Origin of the sequence: Actinomadura macrotermitis (assembly GCF_009604375.1) — a bacterium.
Classification (GTDB): Bacteria; Actinomycetota; Actinomycetes; order Streptosporangiales; family Streptosporangiaceae; genus Spirillospora; species Spirillospora macrotermitis.
Genome location: NZ_WEGH01000007.1, coordinates 138,139 through 150,156, shown reverse-complemented (window position 1 = coordinate 150,156; position 12,018 = coordinate 138,139). Strand labels below are relative to the sequence as shown.

Annotated in this window: 2 protein-coding genes; both read right to left on the bottom strand. The window is 74.6% G+C overall.

All coding sequences use genetic code 11. The annotated features are described in order from the left end of the window. Complete coding sequence (locus ACRB68_RS39135) at positions 1–918, bottom strand: proline iminopeptidase-family hydrolase (protein WP_153541938.1); 918 nt, start codon at positions 916–918, stop codon at positions 1–3. A gap of 86 nt (positions 919–1,004) precedes the next feature. After that, positions 1,005–12,017, bottom strand: a complete 11,013-nt coding sequence (locus ACRB68_RS41870; RefSeq protein ID WP_153541936.1) for a type I polyketide synthase — start codon at positions 12,015–12,017, stop codon at positions 1,005–1,007. Position 12,018: the final 1 nt, after the last annotated feature.

Here is a 12,018-nt window from a genome sequence, read left to right as displayed (position 1 = left end):
TCAGCCTTCCGTCGCGGTGGTGTCCAGGCCGCCCAGGAAGTCCAGCATCAACGTGCCGAACCGGTCGGGCTCCTCAAGGTGGGGCGCGTGGCTGGAGTCCTCGAAGATCTCCCAGCGGGCGCCCGGGATCAGGTCGTGGTAGGGCCGGACGGTCCTGGGCGTCGCCTCGTCGTGACGACCCGAGATCACCAGGGTGGGGACGTCGATGTCGGGCAGGACGCCCGTCACCGACCAGTCCTTCAGCGTCCCGATGACGTGGAACTCGCTCGGGCCGTTCATGGCGTGGTAGACGGTCGGATCGTTCGACGTCTCCATGAGCGTCGCGAGGTACTCTCGCGGCCAGGGGTCGAGCCGGCAGACGTGCTTGTCGTAGAAGACCATCATCGCGGTCTGGTACTCCTCGCTGGCGGTCGTGCCGGCCGCCTCGTGCCGCAGCAGCGTCTCGTTGACGCCGGGCGGGAGCCGGGCGCGCAGCACCTCCATCTCCTCCAGCCACAGCCGGTAGGAGGCGGGCGCGTTCGCGACGACCAGCCCGCGCAGCCCCGGCGGCCGGTCGGCGGCGTGCCGGGCGGCCAGCATCCCGCCCCACGACTGGCCGAACAGCACGTAGCCGTCGGCGATGCCGAGCCGCTCCAGCAGGTTGTCCAGCTCGTCGAGGAACAGCCGGACGGTCCAGAAGTCGGCGCCGCGCTCGGGCAGATGCGTGGAGCCGCCGTTGCCGAGCTGGTCGTAGTGCACGACGGGCCAGCCGTGCTCGGCGAACGCCGCCAGGCCGACGAGGTAGTCGTGGGTGGCGCCCGGCCCGCCGTGCACGGCGACGAGCGCCGGACGCCCCCGGTGGAGTTCACCGGTGACGCGGTACCAGGTCCTGAACTCCCGGAAGGGGACCGTGCCCTTCGCGCTGGGCGTCAATGCCATTCTTGAAACCACCTGACTCGGCTCGATTCCCACTTTTTATGCGGGGTCTCCGGGCGGTGGACACCCCTGTGTTCTTCCGGCGACCCCTAATCTCCTGCCGGGGTCCGTCCGATGGATCCGAGCCATTCCTCGATGATCGCCGCGGTCGTGGGCGCGTCCTGCTCGCCGAGCGTGAAATGGCTGCCGGGCGCGGTCCGCAGGGTGTGTCCGGGGTCCCAGGGGGCGGGCCGGGTGTCGCCGGAGCCGCCGGGCAGGACGATGAAGGGGTCCTCGGCGCGGACGAACAGGACCGGGGCCCGCAGGGGGGCGGGGGTGAATCCGGTGAGCAGGGTGACGTAGTGGCTCATGCCCGACAGCCGGGCGCCGTCGAAGCGGCCGTAGGTCGCCTCCTGGCCGAGCAACGCGACGATGAGCTGTTCGAGCCCGGCGCCCATGGCCTCGTCGCCCGTCCGGTAGGTGTCCATCATGACGACGCCCGCCGGCCCGGCGTCCGGGGTGCGCTCCAGCCGGGCGGCGGTCAGATGCGCGACGAGGCCGCCCGAGGAGTGGCCGAGCAGGATGTAGGGGTCGCCCTCGGCGGCCTCCAGCACGCCGCGGGCCAGCACCTCGGCGATGGTGTCGAGGGAGCCCGGCACGCGTTCCCCGCGGGCGAACCCGGGCAGCGGCAGCGCCGAGACCTGACGAGAGCCGCGGAACTGGGCGGCGAGCCTGGCGTGCTGGTGGACCCCGCCGCCTGCCATCGGGGTGGCGAGGCAGATCAGCCGGGGCCGCAGCGGGCCGTCGGCGAGCCGGACGGCGCCCTGCCAGGGGCCGAGGTCGGCGGCGGAGGCGAACCGGGGGCGCAGCGCGGCGGCGGCACTCAGCAGGGTGAGTCCCTCCGCGGTCCGGCCGCTGTGCACGGCGGTGCGGAACAGGGCGCCGAAGGAGTCGTCGGGGTCCTCTTCGTCCTGGCCCGGGCCGGTCTCGGTCAGCAGACCCGCCAGGCCGTCGCGGAGGTGGCGGGCCAGTTCGGCGGGGTTCTTGTTGTCGAAGACGGCCATCGCCGACAGGCGCAGCCCCGTCGCACCGTTGAGGACATTGCGCAGCTCCATCGCGGTGAGCGAGTCGAAGCCCGACTCGAGGAAGTCACGGTCGGGGTCCACGGCCTCGGGGCCGTCATGGCCGAGGAGGGCGGCCGCGTGCGTCAGGACGAGCGCGCGCAGCTCGCTCTCCTGGTCGGCGGGGGGCAGCCCGGCGAGCCTGCGGCGCAGGGCGGCCGGGTCGCCGGCCGCCCGCGCCGGGCTGCGCCGCACGGCGGGCACGAGGTCGCGCAGCAGGTACGGGGCCTCGCCCGCGGCGCCCAGCGCCCGCGGGTTCAGGCCCATCGGGACGAGCACCGCTTCGCCGGCGGCCGCGGCCGCGTCGAACAGGGCCAGGCCGTTCTCCCCGGTGAGCGGCGGCAGGCCCATGCCGTTCATGCGGCGCAGGTCGGCGTCGCTGAGGCCGCCCGCCATGCCGCTGCCGTCCGCCCACAGGCCCCAGGCCAGCGACTGGGCGGGCAGGTCGCGGACGCGCCGGTGCGCGGCCAGGGCGTCGAGGAAGGTGTTGGCCGCCGCGTAGTTGCCCTGGCCGGGCGCGCCGAAGACGCCGGCGGCCGAGGAGAACAGGACGAACGCGGTGAGGTCGAGGCCGAGCGTCAGCTCGTGCAGGTTCCAGGCGGCGTCGGCCTTCGGCCGCAGCACGGCGTCGAGGCGTTCGGGCGTCAGGGCGGAGATCATGCCGTCGTCGAGGACGCCCGCGGCGTGCACCACGCCGGTGAGGGGGTGCGCCGCGGGGACGGCCGCGAGGAGGGCGGCCGTCGCGGTCCGGTCGGCGACGTCGCAGGCGGCGAGGTCGACGTCCGCGCCCAGCGCGATCAGCTCCGCGGCGAGCTCGCGGGCGCCGGGCGCGTCCGGGCCGCGGCGGCTCACCAGCAGCAGCCGCCGCACCCCGTGCGCGATGACGAGGTGGCGGGCGACGAGCGCGCCGAGCCCGCCGGTGCCGCCGGTGACCAGCACGGTGCCGCCGGACTCCCAGGGCGGGGCCGCCTCGGGCCGCGGCGTGCCGGCGCGGACCAGGCGGGGGGTGCTGAGGACCCCTTCACGGATCATGATCTCGGGTTCTGCTGAGGCCACGGCGTCGGCGAGGCGGAGCCGGGAGGTCTCGGCGCCGTCGAGGTCGATCAGCGCGAACCGGTCGGGATCCTCGGCGCGGGCGGCCCGCACCAGGCCCCAGAGGGCGGCCTGCGCCGGGTCCGCGCCGTCGAGCGCGCCGCTGGTGACGACGGCGAGGCGGGAGGCGGCGAACCGGGCGTCGGAGATCCACGCCTGGACCGCGGCCAGCCCCTGGTGGAGGGCCGCGCGGACCGTCTCCGGCACGGTCGTCCCCGGCGCGCTCTTCTGGAACGGCATCAGGACGACGTCCGCGGGGACGGGGGTCAGCGCGGCGGCGTCCGCCAGGTCGGTGAAGACCGGGACCTCGGGGCCGGGCGCGGCGGTGAGCGGGGCCCAGTCCAGCCGGAACAGGTCGCCGGGCGCGGCCGGTGCGAGCCCGCCGGGGGCGAGTTCGCGCACGACGAGCGACGTCACGGAGGCGATCGGGGCGCCGGCGGGGTCGGCGAAGTCGAGGGCGAGGGCGCCGTCGTCCGACCGGGTCAGGCGGACGCGGGCGGTGGACGCGCCCGCGCCGTGGACGCTGACGCCCGTCCAGACGAACGGGAGGACCGGCCCGGAGCCGTCGTCGTCGCCGGCGGTGAGGAAGGTGGTGTGGAGGGCGGCGTCCAGAAGGGCCGGGTGGAGCCGGAACCGGTCCGCCGCCGCGGGGTCGGGCAGAGCGACCTCGGCGAACAGTTCGCCGCCGCGCCGCCATGCCGCGCGCAGCCCCTGGAAAAGCGGTCCGTAGGAGTAGCCGAGGGACCGCAGGTGGTCGTAGACCCCCTCGACGGGCAGTTCGGCGGCGCCGGGCGGCGGCCACTCGGTGAGGGCGGCCGGGGTGGGGGCGGCCGCCCCGGTCAGGGTTCCTTCGGCGTGGACGGTCCAGGCGTCGTCCTGCCGCGAGCGGACGGTGACCGGGCGGCGGCCGGACGCGTCGGCCTCCCCCACCAGGACTTGCAGGTCGACGCCGTTCTCTCCGGTCAGCACCAGGGGCGTCTGGAGGGTGAGTTCCTCGACGACGGAGCAGCCGGTCTCCTCGCCTGCGCGGACTGCGAGGTCGACGAAAGCGGTCCCCGGCAGCAGCACTGCGTCCAGCACGGTGTGGTCGGCGAGCCAGGGCTGGTCGGTCAGGGACAGCCGGCCGGTGAACAGCAGTCCGTCACCGCCGGGAAGCGGCACCATCGCGCCGAGCAGCGGATGGTCGGCGGCGGCCAGGCCCAGCGCGGCGGGGTCGCCGCCGGCGGCGGGTTCCTGCGCCCAGTAGCGGCGGTGCTGGAAGGCGTAGGTGGGCAGGTCGACGGTGCGGGGGGCGCGGTCGGCGAGGAGGGCGGCGGCGTCCAGCGGCAGGCCGGCGGCGTGCAGGCGGGAGAGACCCAGCAGTAGGGTGGCGGGTTCGGGCCGGTCCTTGCGGAGCGTCGCGGCCGCCACCGTGTGCTCGCCGGTGATCGACTGGGCGGCCAGCCCGGTCAGGACCCCGTCGGGGCCGATCTCCAGGAACCGGGTCACCCCTGCCGACTCCAGGGTCCGCATCCCGTCGGCGAACCTGACCGCCTCACGGACATGCCGCACCCAGTACCCGGGATCCTGAAGGTCGTCCGCAACGGCCGCACCGGTCAGATTCGACACCAGGCGAATCGACGGCGGCCCGTAGGACAGCCCCTCGGCGACCTGCCGGAACTCCGCCAGCATCGGCTCCATCAGCGGCGAATGGAACGCATGCGACACCTTCAGCCGCGAGGTCTTACGGCCCTGTTCGGCGAAGACCGCCGCGATGTCCAGCACCGCGGCCTCGTCGCCGGAGACCACCACCGACTCCGGGCCGTTGACGGCCGCGATTCCGGCCTCGCCGGTGAGCAGCGGCAGTACCTCGGCCTCTGTCGCCTGGACGGCGATCATCGCCCCGCCGGAAGGCAGCGCCTGCATCAGCCGGCCGCGCGCCGCGACCAGACGGGCGGCGTCGGCGAGGGAGAACACCCCGGCCACATGAGCGGCCGCGATCTCCCCGATCGAATGCCCCGCCACGAAGTCCGGGCGGATGCCCCACGACTCGACCAGGCGGTACAGAGCCACCTCGACGGCGAACAGTCCCGCCTGGGTGTGGACGGTCTGGTTCAGGGCCTCCTCGTCGTCCCAGACGACCTCGCGCAGCGGCCGGTCGAGGTGGCCGTCCAGTTCGGCGCAGACCTGGTCGAAGGCCTCAGCGAAGACCGGGTGGGCGGCGTGGAGTTCGCGGCCCATGCCGACCCGCTGGCTGCCCTGCCCGGAGAACAGGAAGGCGGTCAGCCCGGTGAAGCGCGCCCTGCCGTGGACCACGGCGCTGTTCCGGCGGCCATCCGCGAGGGCGGCGAGGCCGGCGAGGAACTCATCGCGGTCGGTTCCGACGACGACGGCGCGGTGTTCGAGGGACGCCCGTCCGGTCGCCAGAGAGAAGGCGATGTCGGCCGGGTCCAGGTCGGAGCGGGCGGCGGCGAAGGCGTGCAGGCGTCCGGCCTGGGCCGCTAGGGCCTCCGGCGTCTTGGCGGAGAGCGTCCACGGCACGGGGGCGGTGGGCGCCGGACGGTCGGGGGCGGGCGCGGGGGCCGGGCCCTGCTCGATGATCACGTGGGCGTTGGTGCCACTGATGCCGAAGGAGGAGATGCCGGCCCGGCGCGGACGATCGGTCTCGGGCCAGTCGCGGGCCTCGGTCAGCAGGCTGATGTCGCCCTCGGACCAGTCCACCTTGGAGGTCGGCCGGTCCACGTGGAGAGTCCTGGGCAGCACGCCGTGGCGCATCGCCTCGATCATCTTGATGATCCCGGCGACGCCGGCGGCGGCCTGGGTGTGCCCGATGTTGGACTTGATCGAGCCCAGCCACAGCGGAGCACCCTCGAGACGGTCCTGGCCGTAGGTCGCGAGCAGTGCCTGGGCTTCGATCGGGTCGCCCAGGGTCGTTCCGGTGCCGTGTGCCTCGACGGCGTCCACGTCGGCGGTCGTGAGGCCCGCGTTGGCGAGCGCGGCCCGGATCACCCGGCGCTGCGACGGCCCGTTCGGGGCGGTCAGGCCGTTGGACGCGCCGTCCTGGTTGATCGCGCTGCCGCGCAGGATCGCGTGGACGGTGTGGCCGTTGCGGACGGCGTCCGACAAGCGCTCCACGACGAGGACGCCGACGCCTTCGCCCCAGCCGGTGCCGTCACTGGCCTCGGCGAAGGACTTGCACCGGCCGTCGGCGGAAAGGCCGCGCTGCCGGCTGAACTCGATGAACGTGCCCGGGGTGGCCATCACCGTCACACCGCCGGCCAGCGCGAGGGAGCACTCCCCCGCCCGGAGCGCCTGCGCGGCCAGGTGCAGTGCGACCAGCGAGGAGGAGCAGGCGGTGTCGACGGTGACGGCCGGGCCCTCAAGGCCGAGCGAGTAGGCGACCCGGCCCGAGACGATCGAGCCCGAACTGTTGTTGAAGGCGTAGTCGTGGTACATCAGGCCCGCGAAGACGCCGACCGGCGCGCCCTTCAAGGACTGCGGGTCGAGTCCCGTCCGCTCCAGGGCCTCCCAGGACACCTCCAGGAGGAGCCGCTGCTGCGGGTCGATGACCAGCGCCTCGTTCGGCGAGATGCCGAAGAACCCGGCGTCGAAATCGCCCGCGTCATAGAGGAAGGCGCCCTCCCGCGTGTAGGTCTTGCCCTCGGCGCCGGGCACCGGGTCGTAGATCGACGCCACGTCCCAGCCCCGGTCGTCCGGAAACAGGGAGATGCCGTCGCGGCCGTCGGCGACCAGGTCCCACAGGTCCTCGGCCGACCGGACGCCGCCGGGATAGCGGCAGGCCATGCCGACGATGACGATCGGGTCGTCGTCGGCCGCCGACCCGGCGGCGGGGAGGGCGGGGCCCGCGTCGGCGCGGCCGGACAGTTCGGCGAGCAGGTGATCGGCGAGCACGACCGGTGCCGGATGGTCGAACACGAGCGTCGCCGGCAGGCGCAGACCGGTCGCCTGGGCGAGCCGGTTGCGCAGTTCGACGGCCGACAGCGAGTCGAAGCCCAGGTCGCGGAACGCCCGTTCGGGCTCGACCGCCTCGGCGCCGGAGTGGCCGAGGATCGCGGCGGCCTGTGTGCGGACCAGGTCGAGGAGCATGCGGGCGCGTTCGGCGGCGGGAAGCCCCGCCAGGGTGCCGCGCAGTTCAGTGGTGGCGGCGGCGTCGGGCTCGGCTCGGCGGCGCGCCGGGCCGCGGATGAGGCCGCGCAGCACGTCGGGGGCCTCGTCGGCGCGCAGTCCCGTCAGGTCGAGCCGGATCGGAACGAGCAGCGGATCGTCGAGGCCGAGCGCGGCGTCGAACAGGGCGAGCCCTTCGGCGGGGGTGATCGGCAGGACGCCGCCCCGGCCGAGCCGGGTCCGGTCGGCGCCGTCGAGAGCGGCGGCCATGCCGTCCTCCCAGAGCCCCCAGGCGAGGGAGTGGGCGGGCAGGCCGCGGGCGCGGCGGTGGGCGGCGAGCGCGTCCAGCGAGGTGTTCGCGGCGGCGTAGTTGCCCTGGCCCGGGGCGCCCATGACGCCCGCCGCCGAGGAGAACAGCACGAACGCCGCCAGGTCCATCGCGCGGGTCAGCTCGTGCAGGTTCCAGGCGGCGTCGGCCTTGGGGCGCAGCACCTTGGCGAGGCGTTCAGGAGTGAGGGAGGAGATCACTCCGTCGTCCAGGACTCCGGCGACGTGGACGACGGCGCCGAGGCGGCGTCCGGCGAGCAGCCCGGCCACCGCGGCGCGGTCGGCGACGTCGCAGGCGGCGGTCTCGACCGCGGCGCCCAGCCCGGTCAGCTCCGCGACCAGGTCGGCGGCGCCGGGCGTCTCCGCGCCGCGCCGGCTGACCAGCAGCAGTTCGCGGACGCCGTGCGCGGTCACCAGATGCCGGGCGAGCAGCCCGCCGAGCGCGCCGAACGCGCCGGTGACCAGCACCGGTCCGGCGCCGGGCAGGACCTGCTCCGGCGGTGGTCCCGGCCGGACCCTGGCGAGGCGGGGCGCGTGGACGGTCCCGGCCCGCACCACCACCTGGGGTTCGCCCGAGCCGAGCGCCGCGGCGAGGGCCGCCGGGTCGTCGTCGAGGTCGGCCAGGACGATCCGGCCGGGCTCCTCGGACTGGGCGCTGCGGACCAGGCCCCACACCGCGGCCCCGGCCGGGTCGGTGACGTCCTCGCCGGGCAGCGCCATCGCCCCCGACGTCGCCACCACGAGGGTCGCGGCGGCGAACCGCCCGTCGGACAGCCAGGCCTGGACGGCGTCGAGCGCCGCGAACACGTCCGCGGGACGGGCGACCACCATCTCCGGCGCCGGGCCTTCGGACGGGACGGCGTCCCAGGCGACGGCCCGGACGGCGGCGGGCACGGCCGGGACGGGAACCCAGTCGAGCCGGAACAGCGCCTCGTGGGCGGGGGACGGCGCCGGGTCCGCGGCGGAGAACGCGCGCAGCGCCAGCGCTTCGACCGACACGACGGGCCGGCCCGCGCCGTCGGCCGCGGTGAACGCGGCGCGGCCCTCGCCGAGCCGGGTCAGGTGGAGCCGCAGCAGGGCCGCGCCGGAGGCGTGCAGTTCGACGCCCGCCCAGGCGAACGGAAGGGCCGCCGCGCCTGCGCTGGCGGTGAGGGCGATGCCGTGGAGGCAGGCGTCCAGGAGGGCGGGGTGCACGCCGTAGCCGCCGGTGTCGGTCTCGACGGGCAGCGCGACCTCGGCGAACACCTCGTCGCCGCGCCGCCAGGCGGCGCGCAGGCCCCGGAACACCGGGCCGTACCGCAGGCCGCTTTCGGCGAGTCCCTCGTACAGTCCGGTCAGGTCGACGGCGGTGGCGCCTTCGGGCGGCCATGCCCCGGCCGGTTCCTCGCGGGGCGCGGTGGCGGCCGTCAGGGTGCCGGTGGCGTGCCGGGTCCAGGGCAGGTCCGGGGAGTCGTCGGGGCGGGAGAACACCTCGACCGGGCGGCCTCCCCCGCCGTCCGTCTCGCCGACGACGACCTGGACGGCGACGCCGCCGCCGTCCGGCAGGACCAGGGGTGCTTCGAGCGTCAGTTCCTCGATCCGGGGCAGGCCGACCTCGTCGCCGGCCCTGACGGCGAGTTCGACGAAGCCGGTCCCGGGGAACAGGACGGCCCCGCCGATGGAGTGGTCGGCCAGCCAGGGACGCGACCCGGCCGACAGCCGTCCGGTCAGGACGATCCCGTCGGAGCCGGCCAGCGGGACGGCCGCGCCGAGCAGCGGGTGGGCGGTGCCGGTCAGGCCGATCGAGGCGGGGTCTCCGCCGGAGGCCGGGTCGGTCAGCCAGTAGCGGCGGCGGTCGAAGCCATAGGTCGGCAGGTCCACCCGGCGGCCCCGGCCCGCGAGCAGGTCCGCCCAGCCGACGGGGACGCCGCAGGCGTGCAGGCCGGCGACGGCGGCCAGCAACGAACTTTCTTCGGGCCGGTCCTTGCGGGACGCCGCCACGAGGACGGCCTTCTCCGACTCCACCGACTGGGCGGCCAGCCCGGTCAGGACCCCGTCGGGGCCGATCTCCAGGAACCGGGTCACCCCTGCCGACTCCAGGGTCCGCATCCCGTCGGCGAAGCGGACCGCCTCACGAACGTGCCGCACCCAGTACCCGGGATCCTGAAGATCGTCCACGACGACCGCACCGGTCAGATTCGACACCAGGCGAATCGACGGCGACCCATAGGACAACCCCTCGGCCACCCGACGGAACTCCGCCAGCATCGGCTCCATCAACGGCGAATGGAACGCATGCGACACCTTCAGCCGCGAGAACTTGCGGCCCTGTTCGGTGAACACGGCGACGAGCTTCGCGACGGCCGCCTCCTCCCCGGAGACCACCACCGATGCGGGCCCGTTCACGGCCGCGATCCCGACCCGGTCGGTGAGCAGCGGCAGCACCTCGGCCTCGGACGCCTGGACGGCGACCATCGCGCCCCCGGAAGGCAGCGCCTGCATCAGCCGACCCCGCGCCGCGACCAAACGGGCGGCGTCGGCAAGGGAGAACACCCCGGCCACATGAGCAGCCGCGATCTCCCCGATCGAATGCCCCGCCACGAAATCGGGACGGATGCCCCACGACTCGACCAGGCGGTACAGGGCCACCTCGAACGCGAACAATCCCGCCTGGGCGTGAACCGTCTGGTTCAGCGCCTCCGCATCGCCCCACACCACCTCCCGCAGCGGCCGGCCGGGGAGCCCGTCCAGCTCGGCGCAGACGGCGTCGAAGGCCTCGGCGAACACCGGGAACGTCTCATGGAGTTCCCGGCCCATGCCGACCCGCTGGCTACCCTGCCCGGAGAAAAGGAAGGCGAGCTTGCCGTCGCGGACCGCGTCCACGGCCGTCCCGGGGAGGGGCCGTCCCCCGGCAAGGGCGTCGAGGGCGGCGAGCAGTTCGGTGCGGTCCTCGCCCAGGACGACCGCCCGGTGCTCCAGCATCGCCCGCGACGCCGCCAGCGAGAAGGCCACGTCACCGACAGGAACGTCGGGGTGGGAGCGCAGATGGTGGGCGAGGCGTCCGGCCTGGAGGGCGACCGCTTCGGCGGACCGGGCCGAGACCAACAGCGGCGTGGTCAGTCCGGCGTCCGGAGCGGGCTCGGGCTCCGGCTCGGCGGGCGGCGCCTGCTCGATGATCACGTGGGCGTTGGTGCCGCTGATGCCGAAGGAGGAGATGCCGGCCCGGCGCGGACGGCCGTCCGCCGGCCAGTCGCGGGCCTCGGTCAGCAGGCTGACGTCGCCCTCGGACCAGTCCACCTTGGAGGTCGGCTCGTCGACGTGGAGCGTCTTCGGGAGCACCCCGTGCCGCATCGCCTCGACCATCTTGATGATCCCGGCGACCCCGGCCGCCGCCTGCGTGTGCCCCAGGTTCGACTTGATCGAGCCCAGCCACAGCGGCCGCTCGCGATCCTGGCCATACGTCGCGAGCAGCGCCTGGGCTTCGATCGGGTCGCCCAGGGTCGTCCCGGTGCCGTGCGCCTCGACCGCGTCGACCTGATCGGCCGACAGCCGGGCATTGGCCAGCGCCGCGCGGATCACCCGCCGCTGCGACGGCCCGTTCGGCGCGGTCAGCCCGTTGGACGCGCCGTCCTGGTTGACCGCGCTCCCCCGCACGATCGCGTGCACCTTGTGGCCGTTGCGGAGAGCGTCCGACAGGCGCTCCACGACCAGCACGCCGACGCCCTCACCCCAGCCGGTGCCGTCACTGGCCTCCGCGAAGGACTTGCACCGGCCATCGGCCGACAGACCGCGCTGCCGGCTGAACTCGATGAACGTGCCGGGCGTCGCCATCACCGTCACACCGCCGGCCAGAGCGAGAGAGCACTCCCCCGACCGCAGCGCCTGAACCGCCAGATGCAGCGCCACGAGCGAGGAGGAGCAGGCGGTGTCGACCGTGACGGCCGGCCCCTCCAGGCCGAGCGAGTAGGCGACCCGACCCGACACGATCGAGCCCGAACTGTTGTTGAAGGCGTAGTCGTGGTACATCAGCCCCGCGAACACACCGACCGGCGCGCCCTTCAGCGACTGCGGGTCGACGCCCGCCCGTTCCAGCGCCTCCCAGGACACCTCCAGAAGGAGCCGCTGCTGCGGATCGATGACCAGCGCCTCGTTCGGGCTGATCCCGAAGAACCCGGCGTCGAAATCGCCCGCGTCATACAGGAAGCCACCTTCCCGCGTGTAGGTCTTACCCTCGGTGCCGGGCACCGGGTCGTAGATCGACGCCACGTCCCAGCCCCGGTCGTCCGGAAACAGGGAGATGCCGTCGCGACCGTCGGCGACCAGGTCCCACAGGGATTCCGGGGAGTCCACGCCGCCGGGGAAGCGGCACGCCATGCCCACGATCGCGATGGGCTCGCGGGACGCGGCCTCCAGCTTGCGGTTGCGCTCCCGCAACCGCTCGGTCTCCTTGAGTGAGGCGCGCAGCGCCGTCACCAGCTTGTCGTCGGACCCGCCGGCCATG

What these genes read in the sequence shown, in the direction of transcription:
- ACRB68_RS41870 (WP_153541936.1), bottom strand. Translation starts at nt 12,017, where the DNA reads ATGGCCGGCGGGTCCGACGACAAGCTGGTGACGGCGCTGCGCGCCTCA.
- ACRB68_RS39135 (WP_153541938.1), bottom strand. Translation starts at nt 918, where the DNA reads ATGGCATTGACGCCCAGCGCGAAGGGCACGGTCCCCTTCCGGGAGTTC.